Below are 18061 nucleotides of genomic sequence, written 5' to 3' on the forward strand. Positions count from 1 at the left end.
ACGATACTCTACCATGAGTTATAGGGTTGATATATTCAGATTCAATAAACCAACCCCTCATGGTTCAGATCTTGTTGCATAAATGTATTATCTGAAAATATTGTCAAGCAAGATATTCGATGCGCTGATTTTATTTTCATTTTTATCTATACGGTCTCGGAGTATATGGAAATGGCTGATGCGGATTTTTCAGTATTCAATCAGGAAAGAATGCTGTCAATACAATCATGATATTGTGCTCAGGTTAATTCCACAATATCCATATTTTCCGAAAATATTTCCTCTCGACAGGTAATGACAAATAGGGAATGCCCGGCACCACATAGCCGCTGGAGCTCCAATCATCATGATGGGTGATGTCTGGAAGTTGATCGATATTCGCTGCATTGACCAAATTACTGCTCAACAAACCTGCTGCTAGCAGAGCGCAAAGGAATTTGAAGTTTTGCATGACATGCCCTCTGTGGGGTTTAAATGATAGATGTTTTTATAAGCAATGCTGAAAATGAAAACACTGCATTTATAAAAAGAGAAAACGCCCGCAAGGTTGCGGGCGTCTTCTCTTTAAAATAATCTATTAGCGCGAAACTGGAAAAGTGATGATGGATTTTCCGGTTACGAAAGGCATATAACTGTAACGGCGAAGCATGGCATTAAATGCGAGATTAATACCTTCCTGCCCAGTTAGACCTTCGTCACGTTCATAGCCAAAGTAAATGGTCCATTCTTCACCACTTATCATGCGTAGAGGAGGGCCCGACGACATATAGTCGATAATCATCGAGCGCAGAGCACCTGTCAGGTTCCACCATATCCATTTCAAAACATAGCTGGCCGTTTTACAGGATTTGGGTACGCTAATCGACCGACTTGAGAAACCGTTTCAATCATGGACTTATGACTTCAATGTAATGACCGAGAATGTCGTCAAGCAAGATTTTCGATACGCTGAATTTATTTTCGTATTTGTCAATACGCTCGCGGAGTAATTGGCAGTGCCTAATACGGATTTTTCCGCCATTCAGACCATCAATGATACCACCCATGCAATCGGACACTGCATCTAGGCCAATCCCACAATATCCGTATTTGCCGAAAATCTTTTCTCCCAATAGGCAATAGAAATCCATATCATCTCGAACCTCCATGCCGTCGATGTCTATACCCGACTCTTGATTACGGGGTTGGAAATAATAACTGCCATGCTGGTCCATACAAGCTAACAGCCAAGACTTCCTTTCTTCCCTGCTGGTAATTTCTCGCCATTCAACCAGATTGCCAAATTCCAAAGCTTCTGCAAAACAAAGCCGGGCTTCGTCGATGTAGTCGGAAATATCAAAGAAACCTGCAATCGAGTGGGTATTGATGTCGATCGATATATCCTGCTTGGGGTAAAGATCGTGTAATGGGCCATGCTTTGGCTTTTCTCCACCCCAAATAAATTCGGCCTGCAGGCAAATGCCGGCCGGGATGCGTAGCGGTTCTTTTGCCTGAATGCCAGAAAACAGCAAGTGCTCGGAATACTGTTTCTTGCGCTTGGTGTCATATTTGCCTTGGCTCATGCCATGAATCCAGTGGCATTCAAACGCGAGTTCCGAAGGGTAATCACTCCATATTTTTACTTTCACTGCTTCCCTTTTTTGATGATCGGCCAACTCTGACCTGTATGCGTTCGTCTTTAAGTCATATCGAAATGGATTGAGGTACATCGATAGACCACAATGCCAGTCAGCAGTGCCGCCTGCTCATCGAAAAGAAAGTGGCAACTGCTGAAGGTCATGTTGTTAAATCAACGCCCTTTGGGGTAGAAAATATTGAATTCCTTTGGGGCTGGTTTCAGATCGACATAGTGCTCTTTGAGCGAATAGTAATACTCAACCCGCTTCGGTGATCCATCCGCATAGTATGAGCGTTTTTCAACAACTCGTTTCCCATTTCCTAAATCCCATTCAACAGATCGGATGCTGCCATCTGACGCATAAAAAGTACCTTGGCGTGGATCTCTACCCTCATACAGCTTTTGGTCACCTTCTTTTATGTGTTTGAGTTCAGGGTATTTTTGTCTCACTTCCGCAGCTTCAGCGGCAGTGTAAGTTCGAGGTTTGCCATTGCCTGCCTTGATCGCCTCTAGTGCGCTTTTGACTTCTTTGGGGAAGCAATTGGTGTTATGTACCCAGACCCCTAGTTGGCCGACATAGTAAGTGTGAAACCCATCCACTTCGAAGTTGTAGACCTGATCAAACCTACCGGTGTCGCGAATTTCGGCAATGACTGCCAGGCTACCATCGTGTAATTCAACGACGTCGCCAGCCTCCAGATACTCGGCGCCTGTCCATCCTGTGCCATGCACAAAGAAGGGGTGATTAGGCGTTGCTTCTATCGATTCGGAATTGCCAAACGCATCGATGTAACTTACCAGGAAGATCGATTTCTCTTCGAAAGTGAAGACATCGTTGACGCGTCGATAGGCGCGTTCGCCAGTCAGTTCGGGCTGTGAGAGGACATAGTCACCGATCTGGATGGCTTCAATCGCTTTTAGCCCCTCACGCGTCCAGACCGGTGTGCCAGCAACGAAGCAGCCTTTTGTGGATGAAGGGGTTTGCTTCTCACCCACGGCCTCTGCGGCAGTTGGCCCGGTTGGTGTGGGAGTTTTGCTGGGTGCTCGGGTTTCCAACTTCGCAGCCAACTCTCCCGCCAGCTTGCCGGCCTGCCTTCCTACCGTCGCAATCGTCTTCGCGGCCTTGCCAACAGCGATTAGTGTGAGGGCGACATCTACGGCCAGGCCGCCCGCCGCATAACCTTCGGCGAAGGCCTCCTTGATGGCGGCTTGGCCGCCACGGCTGCGGGCTTCGTATTTGCTGCTGGCTTCCTGGTATTCGGCGAAGCCTTTTACCAGTGAGCCGACCAACAATTCCGATCCCAGCGCCTTGGCCTCTTGCCATGGGTTGTCGGCAAAGCGTTTGGCGTAGGCGGTGGCCTGGGCGGACAGGTTTTGCATCGCCATGTAGTCGTCGCGCAGCTGCGATTTGCCCCACTCGGCGAACGAGTTGTTCATGCCCGAAGCGTCGAGTGCGGCGTAGAGCAGGGCGTTTTCTGCCATGTTCTTCAGCTCGACCAGCTGAACCAGGCCATCGACCATCTCGATGCCTTTGCCGGCGATGCCGCTATAGAAGCCGACATCTCTGGCCAGGCCGTTGGCGAGCGCAGGCGCGATGCCGCCTCGTTCGTTGAGCTGGTCGGAAACCCAGTCGGCAATCTGGCTGGCGTTCTGCTTGGCCAAGCCCAGCTTCTCGGCAATGAAGCCACGGACGTTTTTGCCAAACAGATTGTCGCTGAGCCCGTTGAACTGGGTGGTGTTGACGGCGGCATTGCTGGCGACCATGACGTCGCGATCGAAGACCTTGGCAGCGATGGCGCCACCGAGGCGGCTGACTTCGGGCATCAGGCTGCGGAAGGCATCGACGAGGCCGGCCGGGTTGTCCGAATCGGGCAGGGCTTCACCAAGCCAGCGTTTACCCACTGAATCCAGATACGAGGCGGTGGCCCCGCCAAGGGCGCCGGCCCAGCCATCTTGCCGCTGGATGCGGGCGCTGGTGGCACCGAGGGCGGCATGGGCGGCCATGTGGGTCCAGCCGCCTTCTTCGCCAAACAAGGCACCCTCGCCGGTGTTGTCCCCGATATAGGTGGCACCGACCTGACTCACGGTGTTGCCGAACAGCTGGCGGCCATTGAAGCCGCGCTGCGCGACCAGCTGATTGGTCGCACCGCCCACCAGCCCCTGTACCGCTGAAATGCCGTATTTGCCGAGCAGGTTGCCAACGTCGGTGCCTTGCAGCGCCTGGCCGACCCCGGCCGAGGCGGCACCGCCGGCTGCACCCGCGGCAATGCCACGCCAGTTGAAGCGCCCCTGGCTGAGCTGACCAACCAGCGATCCGGTGGCGCCCTGGATGGCGCCGGCAGCGATGCGGCTCCAGGTGGCGCCAAGCGGCTTGAGGAATTCAGCACCCTTGAGCGCACCACCGACGCCGGCGCTGATGCCAGCGGCCAGGGCGGAGGTGCCGACCTGTTTCCAGCTGAATTTGTCCTGGGCGCCGATGGCAATGCCAACGCCCTGGCTGACCGCCGAGCCAACCGCCGCGCCGATCATGGCGGCACCGGCGCCGGCCAGGGTGGCGCTACTCATGGCGGCGGCGCCAGCGGCCATGGTGGCGCCGAAGCCACCAATTGATCCGCCCGCCATCAGGGCCGAGGCAGCGCCGGCCGTGTAGATGGTGACGATGACGGCGACGACAATCATGATGATCTGGCCCAGCCCGCCACAGGCTTCCTTCGGTGAAGGTGGCGGTGGCGGTGCCGGCAGGGTCGGATCGGTATTACCCAGCGCCTCACCGGGGTTGTACGGTTTGAAGGTGCTGGCGTTGTGGTGCAGGTTGGTGACCTTGTTGGGCAGGACCAGGGTCTGGCCGGCGCGCAGGGGCTCGCTGCCCTTCAGGCCGTTGGCGTCGGCGAGCAGGGTCCACAGGGCCGAGTCGCCCCAGACAGCCAGTGCGATCGACTGCAGGGTGTCACCATCGTGGGCGGTGTAGCTGCCGGCCGCTGCACCGGGGTATTCCGGGCTGATGGGTTCGTAGTTCTGGTCGAAGTCGGCCGACGAGACGGGCGTCCAGTTGCGGTATTCCTCGTCCTTGCTGCGCGGGGTCTGCGCCAGTCGGCTCAGGGTCTGGGCATAGTCGTCACGCGAGGGGCCGTCGTTCGAGACATCGCCGATCCGCTTGCCATCGAGGTAGTAATACTGGCGATAGCGGTGGATGGTGTCTTTATCGAGCTCGTCACGCCGCAGGATGATGCCCTGCGAGTTGTTGAAGTAACGCAGCGCCCGCTTGCCTTCTTCGTCGTAAACCGCCTTGGTGTGGCCGTTGACGTCGTATTCAAAGCGCGAGAAGCCCGGTGCCCAGGTGTCCGGCAGATTGGTGTTGCGGGCCGATACCTTGATTTCGGACTGCTTGGCTGCATCGAACCACTGGTAGCTGTAGCGGGTGGTGGTCGTGGTGTCGTTGCTCTTGCCGTCGGTTTTGCCGGTTTGGGTGGTCTTGTCGAGCGTGCCGTCGGCCAGGTAGTCGTAGACCGTGGTCGATTCGTCGGTGGTCAGTCCGCCGTCGCTCTTCTTGCGGGTGATCGCCTCGATCTGCGTCTTGACGTGGTTGTCCTTGTCGTAGGTGGTGACGCGGTTCTGCAGGATGGTGCCATCCGGGTTGTAGCTGAAGTACTTGGCAACACGGCCCGCAGCATCGTTGACGCGACGGGCGCGCAGTTTGCCGTCGATCTTCACATCTTCCAGGAAGCCATCGGTGGAATAGCTGTACTCCTCCAGATGGGCGCGATCCGCCGTGCCATCGGCCCCCATCGTGGCCTGGGCGCCATAGTTGGCACTGATACGCTGGCCGGCGACGTTGTAGCCGATCTCAACGCCGGTACGACCATTGACGATTTTCACCGAGACGTCATCGGCGCGGCTGGCGCGGGCGCCGGTCGAGAGTTCGCCCATGGTCACGGTGAAGCGGTTCATCCGGTCGTAGGCATACCAATAGTCCTGTACGCGCAGGGTGCCGTTTTTGCCGTCGTGGTAGCTGGCCCACACATGGCGCACATTGCTGGCCGCGTCGTATTCGTAGCGGATATTGGCGGTCGGGTCGGTCACTTCTGCGACTCGGTTCAGCTCGTCGTAGCGGATGCGCGATACCTGGAAGTACTGGCGGTTGCTGGCATCGCCCGAGAGCTTGCCGTAAGCCTCGAAGGTCTTGTTGCCTTCCTCGTCGTAGCCGTATTGGGTCAGGCTGTCGATGGCGCTGTCGCGCATTTCCTTCACATAGCCATTGGCGTAATGCTCATAGCTGATGTTCTGGCCATTGCTGCCAATCTGCTGCTTGAGCCAGCCGGCTGTGTTGTAGCGGTATTCGAAGGTATTGCCGCCCAGATCCTTGTGCCAGGTGGTACGACCGAAGTAGTCGGTCTTGTCGATCATGGTGCGGCCATTGGCATCGGTAGTGGTCTTGATGTAACCGCCTGCCGCAATGCCGCCCACGCCCATCACCCCCTTGTCGTAGACGTAGCTGTACTGCGTTGCACGTTGTTCGGCAGTGAGTGTGCGGGTGACGCGGCCCTGAATGTCATAGTCGGTGGTGCTGCGGAAGCCGTTGGCATCGGTATAGGCGATGCGGTTGCCAGCTTCGTCGTACTCGAAACGGTCTGTTGGTACGGTGCGACTATTATCAGGCAGGGTGCGCTCAGGACGGGCGACTTCGGTTAATCGGCCCATCCGGTCGAAGGTCTGGCTGGTGACCTGATCCAGCTCGTTACGGGTACGACGGATCTGGCCAAATTCGTCATAGCTGAATTGTTTGCGTCCGCCGTCGGCGTGGCGCTCTTCGGCCAGCAAGGCTTCACCGCTGCGGCTATCGGTAGCGGCCAGATAACGGAAGCGGTTGGCATTGCCGTTGGCATCGACGGTCTGCACCAGACGCCCACCCAGACTGTACAGCTGGCGGGTGGTCGGCCGGATGCGGTAGGTAAAGCCGTTCTCGCCGGTGACCGAGGTTTCCGGTGCGCGTTTCTCGATCAGCTTGCCCAGCGTGTTGTAGACCAGCTCGGTGGTACGGCCGAGGCCATCGGTTTCGCTGCTGATCTCCCCAAAGGCGTTGTGTGCCTGCTTGCGGTGGATGGCGACATCGTGTTTGCCCACGCCGTCGATGACCCACTTCAGTTCGGTCATGCCTGAGGGGCGATCCAGCCCCAGGGTGACCGACCCTGGCACGCGGGCGATGATATTGCCGGCTGCATCGTACAGATCGTAGAAGAACTCGTATTCCTGGCTGCCACTCTTGGGGACCAGGGCGGTGGCATCCAGCGAGAAGCGGTTGCCGCCGCCGCTGTTGTCGCGGTTGAACGTAGCATGCAGATAGCCATCGGTCTTGGTCTGGTCGGTGACGGTCTGGCGTGGCGCATCGTCCTTGCGGGCACGGTAGTACATCTCGAAGCGCACGGCACGCGGGTCGCTGGGGCTGAACTCCAGAATCGTTGGCTTGCGCTCGGCAACGGGGGCGCCCAGCGCCTCGCCGTGGGCACCCAGACGGACCAGTCCGCTGGCGCGGTTGACAACCTGGCCACTGCCGGTGCGGGCTTCGATCACGTATTCATAATCGACATCGGCTTTCGGGTCGGTGACCAGATTGCGGGCATCCCAGGTAAAGACGCCGGCCTCGCTGGCCGACTTGGCGGCGGTGGTCCAGGTCCAGGCCGCATTGCTGCCAGGGCGGCGGTGGCCGACGCGCACTTCGCTGGCTTCGGCAGGCTGGCCCTTGATCCGCACCGTGGCGGGCTGCACCGTGATCGGGTAGTACTCCAGCACCCGGCTGGCCTGATCGGCAACGGTGAATTTGCCGCCAATCTGGTTGAGTACCCGTCCTGACTTGTTGTAGCCCTCGTAAGCCGTGAATTCGAACTCGTACGGGCCTTCCAGGCCATCTACCGGCCACTGGAACCAGCCTGGTACTTCGCCAGCCGAGGTGGCAAAGCGCGCTGGATCAGATGCGGTCCAGTTCTGCGTGCCGACCCGGCGGAAGAGCAGGCTGCTGCTGCGGGCACCCACCGGATTCCCCGGCGTGCGGCCCTGATCAAACAGATGCAAGGTGTTGCCGACAAACAGGGCGCCGCCATTGCCGCCCAGCGGCAGCGGCGATTGCTCGATCTGTGGCCCGCTGTCGCTGACAAAGAAGCTGCCCCGCTCGCGGTTGAGGATCTTCTGCACGCCATCTTCATTGCCATAGGCGAAGTACTGGAATTCATACTGGCGGCCGGTGACGAACTGGTTGCCATTGAGGGCAAACCAGCCACTGGTGTTCACCCAGCCATCCACGCCCTGAAAACCGAAGCGCGGCACACTGGCCTGCCGGTAAGCACCGTTGCTGCCGGCTTCGCGGTAGTAGAGGTAGACGTCGTTGACGCGCGCGTCCTGATCCTTGATATGGAACTGCAGCGGAATCGACTGCTTGTTGGTGGGGGCCCAGATATTGAAGCCTTCGCGCGTTTCCGAATTGCCCCGCATGCCGACTTCCTGCTGCCGGCTGCCGGCCGGCAGCTGCACGCTGCCCTCGGCCACCAGCATGCGCCCCCCCGCCACGTACTTATACAGCTTGTAGCTGGCATTGCCCGACACCTGGGCGTTGATGCCAACGGTGATGGTGGTCTGACCACTGTAGGAGAGGCCCTGACGGCGCACATCGCCACAGACGAACTCGATCTGGTACTCCGGCGAGCCGCCTGAGGTGGTGGACGGCAGGTTGGGCAGATTGAAGGTGGCGTTGTCGATCTGGTAAGTCACCGTGGTGGTGGTGTACGGGATCGTGCCGTTCATCTGGCTGGTGACGGTGGTGATCTTGGTGGCACTGATATTGCCGGCCATCTGCTCACCGGCCGACTGGGCCACCGCCATCACGCTGCCGGCCTGGCTGATACCGACATTCGGCTTGCTGGTCGGGCCCTGCGGGGCGGCGGCGCCACCTGACTGGACGATGCGGCTGCTGGCCCCGCCGATTCTGGCCTGACCGTCGCCGGTGTTGATGACCTGGCCCGCGCTATTGAAAGCCTGATACTTGTATTCGTAATCGCCAGCGGCGACCTGACTCCAGTCAATGACAAACCAGCCGGGCTGGGCACGGCCCTCGACCACCATCTGCGGTAGATCGATAGCTGTGAAGGCCGCATTGCTGCCTGCCGTGCGGAAAGAGAAGGACAGACGTGTCGTGGCATCCGGCTGGCCGGCCAGATGGAACTGCTGCAAGGGTTTCAGACTCAGCGACGCGCGCTGGTTGTAGTTGCTGATGCTGGGGCGGGCGGACCCGATGGCCGACCAGCTGCCGAAACTGGCGTGGCTGGCGGTCTGCTCGCCCAGCAGCAGGCGGCCCGAGCCGGCAATGCGGCGGAACAGCCGCAAGGTGTAATCGCCTTTCAGCTCGCGGTTGAGCGCGAGCGTGGCCTGACTGTTGGTACTGCCGGCCGTGGTGGTGACCAAGCCCTGGCTGTCCTGATATTCCAGTTCGAACTGGCCCTCGCCATACCAGCCCAGCGCCGGCAGGCTGACGGTCATGCTCTGGCCTTGATAGCGGTAATAGCCCGCGAAATAAGGAATCGAGCCACCGCCCCGTTCGGTCGTGACCGATTCCAGCGTGCCATCAATGCTGACCGCCTGTGTGGTGCCGGTGGTAATGGCGCTGGTGTGGACATGGCCGACACTACTGACGCTGCCACCGCCACTGCCGCTCACATAGGTACGGTTGACTTCCAGTGTGGTGGGGGCGTAAGGCTCGCCGGCCTTGACGTCGCGGCGGGCGGCGTCGATGCGGGCCAGTGCTTCTTCGGCCGTAAAGCGGGGCTGAATGGTCTCACTGATCAGGTTGCGACGGTCGAACACCGAAATGGTGGCCGCTGTGCCGCTCAGATTCTTGGCTTGGTCGAGCGTCAGATTGCGCAGATCGGCGCCGGTCGATTCGATACTCAGTGTGGCATTGCCGTTGGCATCGAACACATAGGCTTTGCTGACGCCCTTGCCGCTATTGGTTTTCCAGGCACGTCCCAGCGCATCGAACTCGGCGTATTCCTGCCACTCGGCCTTGTCGTTACCACCATTGAGGCGCTTGCCGGTGATCTCGCCATGCGCGTTGTAGCGGATCTCGCGGACGTCACCCGCCTGGGGCGAGAGCGCGCCCGCCAGCTGCCAGCTCTCGCTGCGTTTGATTTCGCGACCCAGCGCGTCGTATTCGGTTTTGATCCACTCGGTACGCTTGGCGCCTGCCGCATCGCTGCGGCTCGTTTGCATCAGCGTGCGGCGGCCGGCGGCGTCGTAGCCATATTCGGTGCGGGCGTTCGCGGCATTGACTTCCGCCGTGTTACGCCCCACGGCGTCGTACTCGTAGCGTGTGATGCGGTCATCGTCGCTGCTGGCATCGTTACGACCGAGTTCGGTGCGACGGATGATCTGGTCATGGCCGTCATAGTCGGTGGTGATGCGACGGCTGACGGTGGCGTTGTCGAAGCCGGTAAAGCTGCCTTCCTCGCGGCGGGTTTCCCGGCCCAGGGCGTCGTAGCTGAAGGTGGTGACGAGGCCATCGGCATCAGTGCTGCGAATGACTTTGCCCAGCGCGTTGTAGGCCAGTCGGGTTTCGGCCGAGCCGGCTTTCTGGCTGTAGCTGCCATCCCATTTGCCATCGCCAGCCTTGCCGGCTTCACCGTATTGCAGATTCAGCAGGCGGCGGACGGTGACCCGGCCGGCCATATCAAATTCCTGCTCGATAACGCGGTTGTCCGCTGCCGTGCCGTCGAGCTGCGCCAGTACAGTGGCCAATGGCGTGGTTTCGGTGGCATTGCCGGTATAGGGCTTGGCGTAGCGGGTTTCGATGAGCTTGCCGGCGCTGTAGTCCCAGCGGGTGGCGTAGCCTTCGCGGTCCAGCATCAGCCGCTTGCGGCCGGCTTCGTCATACCAGCTGAATTCGCTGTTGCCGCGCCCGTCTTCTTCGCGCACCAGATTGCCGGCAAGGTCGTAGACCTTGCGGGTCTGCACATTGCCCAGATAGTACTCGTAGCGGTCCTGCTGACTGTTGTACTCGCCCAGATTGACGTTGCGAACCAGGGTGCTGGTAATGCGGCTGGCGACATCGAAGAACACTTCGGTCTCGCGCCGTTTGGCGGCATCGACCGGTGCGGGAGGCGTGCCACCTGCATTGGTCGGCAGGCTGAGCGGGGTGTCATAGACACGGACGACGCCAGCGTTGCCGGCCGGGTCGCGCAGCCATTGGGTGTAGGTGCCGCTGGCGCTGATCTCGGCGGATTTCTGGTTGGTGGCGTCGTAATAGCTGAGCGTGCGGCCACCGGCGGCATCGGTTTTGCTGATCAGATTGCCACGGGCGTCGTAGCGGAACTGCTCGGTCGGGGTGACATCCTGCCAGCCACCGGCGACGGTGTAGCTGCGCACAGAATTGTTGCGCTGCTCCAGCAGGCGCCCCGCCTTGTCGTAGACGAGGATGGTGCTGCGCTTCTCGGGCAGGCCGTCCGCTTCGATCGCCTGGGTCCGGTTGCCGCTGGCATCGTAGACATAGCGGTTGACCACGGCCTGTGGCTGACCACCGGTATCGGGCGAGGTGATGGGCAGGGTTTCCCGGATCAGCTTGCCGCGTCGGTCATATTCATAACGCCATTCGCCGGTTTGCGCGCCATCCACCGTTACCCGCACGCGCTGCAGGGTTTTCTGGCCGAAAGCGTCCAGTTCATAGCTTTCCGACTTGCCGCTGTTATCGCTGACGCTGGTCTGACGGTTGAGCTTGTCGCGGCCGAAGGTCGTGACCAGATTCAGCGCGGCCGGCTGGTTGCCGGCGGTGACGGTTGGCAGGTAATCGACCGACAGTTCCCCCGTTACCGGGCTGCCGAACCTGGTGATCTGGCTGACATTGCCGAAAGCATCGTAAACGGTTTGGGTGTACTCACGGGCCGTGGTGATCTGGCCAATCTGCCTGCCGGCATGATCAAAATAGAAATAGCTACTCTGGCCGCGCGGGTCGGTGGCTTTGACGGCATTGCCGAAGGCGTTGTACTCGGTCTGGCTGGCGGCGCCGGCGGCATCGCGTACTTCCACCTGACGGCCGGCGGCGTCGTAGCGATAGCGGGTGGTGTAACGGGCCATCAGCGCTTCACGCTCGGCAGCACTCAGCTGGCTGGCCAGCACGCCGGCCTTGCGGGCCGGGGCGTTGCTGTCCTGTACCCGGTTTTCCAGATTGCCCCGGTAGTCGAAGCCGTAGCTGTCGCGCCAGAGCTTGGCGATGGCGGTGCTCTGGGCGGCGATGTCGCTGAACAGTGCGTCACGTCGCACTTGCAGCACACTGCCATCGGCCGCGCGGAAGGTGGCGGTGTCACCCGCATTGCGGGTGAGCTGGCCGCCGGCGTAGGGGCTGACCTGGCCTGCACTGCTGCTGGCCCAGTAGCCGTTCCAGTCGCTGCGCAGTTGGTCGAGCCTGGCGCCATCAACGAAACCGAGGCGGGCCCGCTCGGCGCGCGCCCAGTCGCTATCGCTGCTGGCCAGTGCCACGCCACGCGGATCAATGGTGGCAATACGGTTGCCCGCGCCGTCATAGCGATGACGCACCGTGGTGGCTTCGGCGGTGCCCAGTCCTTGGGTCTGTTCGATCAGGCGACCGGCATCGTCGTAAACCTGCTCGCTACGGCTGGCGTCGGGACGGCCGTAGCCGACCGTGGTCTGCACGGCATGGCGTTTCAGATCGTAGTCGTAGTGGGTAAAGACGTTCTCGCCGTCGACGGTTTCGATAACGCGACCGGCCAGATCGGTGCGGCTGCTGTTGACGATGGCAGTGGCGGGTGCGCCGGTTGGCAGCGCGCCGGCCAGTTGGCCGATCAGGGCTTCCGTGCGGGCAGAGCTATTGGCCTGCTGATCGGCACTGAGGGTGATCGGGGTAGCGTACCGGATGGTACTGATCTGCCGGGTATTCAGTTCGTAGCGGGTTTCGACGACATAGCCTTCGCCATCCACCGCAAAGCGGGGGCGTCCGGCGAGGTCGTAGACGGTGTAACTGGCACGGTCGCGGGCGGCATCCAGCGCAATGCGGGACCAAGCCGCCTGACCCGTCAGCTCCTTGGTCAGCAATGCCATGTCTTCGCCATTGCCAAGGGTGACTGCCTTGGCCAGCTGGCGGGTTTTGACCAAGCGGCCCGTGGCGTCGTAATCGGCAATCGTCAGGGTGTTGAGCGCATTCAGACTCAGGGTGGGGCGATTGGCCGCGTCGTAGGCCGTGCGGCTCACACGGTCGGCCGCGTCTATCGTGGCAAAGCGATTGAGCAGCGCGCTGGTGCTGAGGTCGGTGCGCTCGCTCAAGGCCAGCGTCTGGCCGTGGACGATCTGCATGACCACATTGCCGTTGCCGTCGTAACGGTTCTCCGACACCGTGCCTTCGCCATTGATGGCAAACCGCAGGTGACCATCGCGGTCGTAAGTCAGCTGTTCAAGCCGGTCGCCGTCGGTGGTAGTGGTCAGTGCCTGCAGCTCCTGCAGGCTGTAACCCCGCTCGGGATTCTCCGCTGGTGTCAGCGAGCCCAGATCAATGGCCAGGGCATAGGCCAGGGTCGCGGTCAGCCGGCCTTCTGCATCGTAGCTGCGGGTGCTCAGGGCACCTGTTGCATCCAGCGTGGCCACCAGCCGGTTGTTTTCGTCATAGGCGTAACGGGTGCTGGCCAGCTGCTGGGTATTGGCATCCAGTACCACGTCTTTCTGGATGACATTGCCCAGCTTGTCGTACTGGTAGCGGGTGGTGAGCTTGGCGCCGTCCGGATCGACGATTTCGGCGATGCGCCGGCCGTGGATATCGTATTCATAGCGGGTCAGCGCCGGCTGACCGGGGTGATTGCTGCGGACCGTCAGCTGGCGGCCCTGTGGGTCGTAGCTGTAGCGGGTGCTTAGTTTGGCACCGTCCGGATCAACGATGATCGCGGCTACCTGCCCCTTGAGGTCGAACTCGGTACGGGTGACGCGGCCGTCAGGCTCGGTCTGCTTTACCGTGCGGCCCATGCCGTCGAATTCAAAGCGGGTGACCAGCTTCAGGCCGGCCGGATCGACGGTCTTGCTCAGCACACGGCCGGCGGCGTCGTAGTCGAAGCGGGTGACGAGGCCATTGGCATCGCGGGTTTCGGTGAGCAGGCCGGCTTTGTCGTAGCGGTTGTCGGCAGTCTTGTTGCCATCGGCACCGGTCGATTCCTTGAGTCGGCCCGCCTTGTCGTACAGGAAGGTACTGACGCCGCCGCGACCATCCTTGACCTGCAAGGTCTGCCCATGGCGGTTGCGGGTGGTGACGGTGACCACGCCTTCCTGCGTGGTGGTCGTGATGCTGCGCGCCGTGTCGTCATAGACCACGGTGGTGGTCTGATTGGTGGCGTCGGTGACGGTCAGTACCCGGTCAAAAGCATCGTAGCTGCTGCGGCGCACGCCTTGCAGCGGGTCGGTGCTGGCGACCACGCGGCCCTGACGGTCGTATTCCTTGTGGTTGACCCGGCCCTGGCTGTCGAGCACATCGGTGACCCGGCCGAAAGCGTCATAGACCCTCTGGCTGACCAGGTTCAGCGTGGGTTGCAGTGGGTTGGGGTGAGCGCTTTCCTTTTTCAGCAGACCGCGCCGGTCGTAGTCGTAGCGAACTTCCAGGGTGCGGCCGGCAGATTGCGGCAGGAACTTGCTGCTGATTTCACCGAAGGCGTTGTATTGGAAGCGGCTGGCAACGCCGTCTTCGTCATATCGCACGCTCAGTTCACCACGCTGGTTATAGGTCTGACGGACTCGGGCATCGGTGGCGCCCCACTCGATGCGGGCTAGCGCCGCCAGCAAGGTCTTGCCTTCAGTACTGCTACGGTCGAGCAGCCCGCCCTTGAGTGTCTTGAAGCTGGCAGCCGGCAGTCGGCGGCTGTAGCGCAGGGTGGTTTGGGCCTGCCCAAAGGCGTTGTACTGGATCTCGCTGATTTCGCCTTCCGGGTTGGCCAGATCGCCAGCCGGAATGATGGTATGGGTGAGCCTGCCGGCGAAGTCGTAGTAGAAATAGCGGGTCTGGCCCCTGGCGTCGGTGGTGCTGACGCGCCGGCCTGAAGCGTCATAGTTGTGGCGCACGCCATACTGCTGCCAGATGGCCTCGGCTTCGCTGGCACTCATATTGTCGCGCAGCAGGGCCGCTCCCTCACCGCTGAGTTCACCGGTCAGTCGGCCGTAGCGGTCGAAACGGGCGCGTTGCACGCGCTCTTCATTGCTACCCAGTGCCTGGGTCAGCCGGACCTGGTTGCCGGCGGTGTCGTACTGATGTTCGCTGACGCTGCCGTCTGCGCCGATTTCGGTCTTGATGCGATTGAGCGCATCGTATTGCAGGCTGATGACCTGATCCTTACCGGCCACGCTCGCGGCGATGCGTAGCGCTGCGATGTCTGCCGCTTGCGGGTTGCCATAGAAAGCCTGCGCGACGTCGTTGCCCAGTGCTTTGGCGTAAGACGTGCTGCCGATACGGTTGCCGCTGCGGTCGTAGCGATGTTCGACCAGATAGCCTTCGGCACTGACTTCGGCCACCACCAGGCCGCGACCGTCGTACCGCACGGCGCTGATCTGATCCTGCCCGGTGCGGGCCGGGCGCAGCTCGGCCAGGCTGCCGGTGGCACGTTTGCTGGCGTCGGTGGCGGTGCTGTAGCGCACACTACGTACGAGCTGCCCCGCCGGGTTGATCACCTGCTCGCTCAAGTACCCTTCGGCGTCCAGTTTGGCCAGCAAACGGCCGTCGGCATCGTAGAAGTTGCGTGTAATGCGATCACGTTCAGCATCGGGCTGGGGTTTGACGGTACCAGGTGCGGCGCCTGCAACCAGTTTGCTGACGTCAACCGGTTTGGCATAGGCGGTGCTGCCACTGACAAGGCCCATGCCGTCGTAGCGGGTTTCGGTCACGTAACCCAGCGCGTCCACGGTTTTGCTGAGCCGGCCGGCGGCGTCGTAGAAGGCCAGGCTGCTGCGGTCATCAACCGATGCACTGGGACGTACCAGCTCACCCGGTTTGATGCTGGCCAGCAATAGCGGCTTCGGTTGCCCGTTGGCGTCGAATAGCTGACCCAGCTGGTCGGCGTTGAGGGGATAGCTGTAAAGCGTGGTCTTGATCAGCCGGTCGTTGCGGTCGTATTGGTATTCGGTCATGGCGCCGGTTGCGTCGATGTCGGCGACCTTGTTGCCCGCTGTGTCATAGAGCGAGGCGGTGCGGGTGCCCGTGGCGCTGACGCTGGCGCGCAGACGACCCAGACTGTCGTAATGCAGGCGGCTGGCCGGCAAGTCGCCAGCGATGACAGCCATCAGTTCACCAGCCTTGTTGTACTGGTGCACCGTGGTCAGCCCGGCCAGATCCGTAATGCGGGTTTCGGCCCTGGCGTCGTCGTAGACGGTGAGGGTTTTGCCGAGGGCGGCATTGGTGGTGCTCAGCAGGCGGCCCAGACCGTCATAGCTGAGGCTGGTGCTGCCGGCTCGGGGGTCGAGCGAAGACAGCAGGCGACCCGACTGATCGTAGACGTAGGTCGTGGTGGCGCTGTCAGTATCGGCAATGCCTTCGCCTGCCGCATTGGTGCGGGCGTACTGAGTCTTGCTGCGGACATTGCCCCGGAAGTCATACAGATAATCGGTACGCTGGCATTGGCTGCGATCGATGCCAGTGAGCCAGCTGACCATCTGGTCGTGGGTCGGTGCGCTGGCTGGCGTGTGGCTGGCCTGGGTGTAGATCAACTCGGCTTCGCGCTGGCCCTGAGCGTTGTAGCGATACTCGCTGACCTGACCGCCGGCGCTGATCTGAAAGCGCAGATGACCTTTCTGGTCATAGACAAAATAGCTGCTGCGGGCGCCGGCTGGTGGGGTGGCGGCGGTAGCGTTCGGGTCGAGGCTGCTGAAACGGGTTTCCGAGATCAGCAGATTGCGTTCGTCGTAGCGGCGGGCCAGGCACTGGCCGGTGGCGTCGCGCTGCCAGACCTGGTTGCCTTGTGCATCGTAGCCGTAGACGGTTTTCTGGTTGAGCGCATCCAGCACCTCCAGCACATTGCCGCTGGCGTCGCGTTGGTACTGCACTCTGGCGGTGCTGCCATCGCTGGCGGTCATGCTGGTGCTGGTGACGAGGCCCTTGGCGTCGTAGCTGATAACCGTCTTGCCGTTCTGGGCGTCGGTGATGGTGGTGCTGCGGTTGGCCAGATCGTAGACAAAGCTGGTGCTACGGTTCATGGCGACATCGGTCAGGGTCTTCAGCCGCCATTCGCCGCCTTGGTCGATGTAGTCGAAGGACAGCGAGGTGCCATCCGTATCCTGCAGAGTAGCCAGCCGGTCGCTGTCCCCTGCGTAGGTGTAACGGGTTTCATAGGTCTTGCCGTCGGCAATGCTGCCGTCTTCCGGTGTCAGGTCGGTGACCACCCGTTCCAGTCGGCTCTGGGCGTTGTAGTAGTAGCGGGTGGATACGCGGGTGACGTCCACCGGATTGGGGCCGCTGATATCGCGGAACACCAGCCGGGTCTGCTTGAGGTTGTTGCCTTCGTAGTCGAACAGGATGGTCTCGTTGCTGGACGAGACAACCGAACTTAGCAGGCGGCCGTTGTAGAAATAGCTGAGCTTGTTGCCGTCCCGGTCCTGGCTGTCAACGAGGCGGCCGTTGCTGCCATCCCAGTCGTAGCCTTCGGTGATGCCGCTTTCGCCATCTGTGAATGTCCAACGGCTACCCGACAGGGCCAGGGTGTCATCCGGCCCGCTGCCTTCAGTGCAGACATACAGATTGCGGCTGGCAACATAGCTGTAGCTGAATTCGTGACCATCGCCATCCACCCTGACCACCGACTGGCCGGGCACAAAGCTCTTGATCTGCCGGTACATGCCCAGGCGCCAGTTGTCGTCGTTATCGCCATCAAACCGGGCCTGGCTGTTATAGGTGCGTACCAGACCGAGATCCGGCCCGCGCCCTGTCAGCAACTCATCGCGGCGCTGCAGCAGCAGATTGCCGTTGACGGCGTTGAGTGCCAGTTGCTGACCCCCTCGCCCGACTTCCCCTTTGTCCAGTCCGCCTCCCAACCCTAGCGAAGCACCCGACAAAAAGCCCAAACCATTACCCGTCACGATGGAAACCATCTTGTAGATCCTTAAATTGCGGGCACCTTGCGCACGCCTTGCCCGAACGGACAGGCGGTGGCTCGCGGACCGGCGCGGCGGGAATCCCCGGCGCCCCGTGTCGGCTACGGTGCCTTGTTGTTTGTTTTTCCGGGCAGATAGCCCGGCGTGAGGCATGAAGCGTTTTCATGCCCTTTCATAGGAATGTATCGAGAGATTTGAAAAATAGTTTAGCGTCTGCTTGAAGGTTTTTATTATTTGAACTACTGGTATGTTGGTAGTCGGGATAGGTATCACGGCATTTTGTAGTAAATAAAACCCGCTTACAATTTACTTATTAATTGATTTTAATAAGAAAAACTATTT

General features: G+C 60.5%; 3 protein-coding genes. All 3 read right to left on the reverse strand.

Features of this window, described 5'->3' with window-relative positions; all coding sequences use genetic code 11:
* Positions 1 to 244: 244 nt before the first annotated feature.
* The 3 genes from PZA18_RS09860 to PZA18_RS09870 all read right to left on the reverse strand — a co-directional run bounded on the left by PZA18_RS09860 (position 245) and on the right by PZA18_RS09870 (position 17716).
* Complete coding sequence (locus tag PZA18_RS09860; protein WP_284100668.1) at positions 245 to 451, reverse strand: hypothetical protein; 207 nt, start codon at positions 449 to 451, stop codon at positions 245 to 247.
* 436 nt (positions 452 to 887) lie between these two features.
* A complete protein-coding gene (locus tag PZA18_RS09865) occupies positions 888 to 1562 on the reverse strand; it encodes a hypothetical protein (RefSeq protein ID WP_284100669.1) in 675 nt (224 codons plus the stop codon).
* A gap of 227 nt (positions 1563 to 1789) precedes the next feature.
* Entirely contained in the window at positions 1790 to 17716 is a 15927-nt protein-coding gene (locus PZA18_RS09870) for a polymorphic toxin-type HINT domain-containing protein (protein WP_284100670.1), read from the reverse strand.
* Positions 17717 to 18061 lie beyond the last annotated feature (345 nt).

It is taken from the genome of Parachitinimonas caeni (assembly GCF_030129945.1).
Taxonomy (GTDB): domain Bacteria; phylum Pseudomonadota; class Gammaproteobacteria; order Burkholderiales; family Chitinimonadaceae; genus Parachitinimonas; species Parachitinimonas caeni.

Coding starts and splice junctions, on each gene's coding strand:
- PZA18_RS09860 (WP_284100668.1), bottom strand. CDS start 451: ATGCAAAACTTCAAATTCCTTTGCGCTCTGCTAGCAGCAGGTTTGTTG.
- PZA18_RS09870 (WP_284100670.1), bottom strand. CDS start 17,716: ATGGTTTCCATCGTGACGGGTAATGGTTTGGGCTTTTTGTCGGGTGCT.
- PZA18_RS09865 (WP_284100669.1), bottom strand. CDS start 1,562: ATGAGCCAAGGCAAATATGACACCAAGCGCAAGAAACAGTATTCCGAG.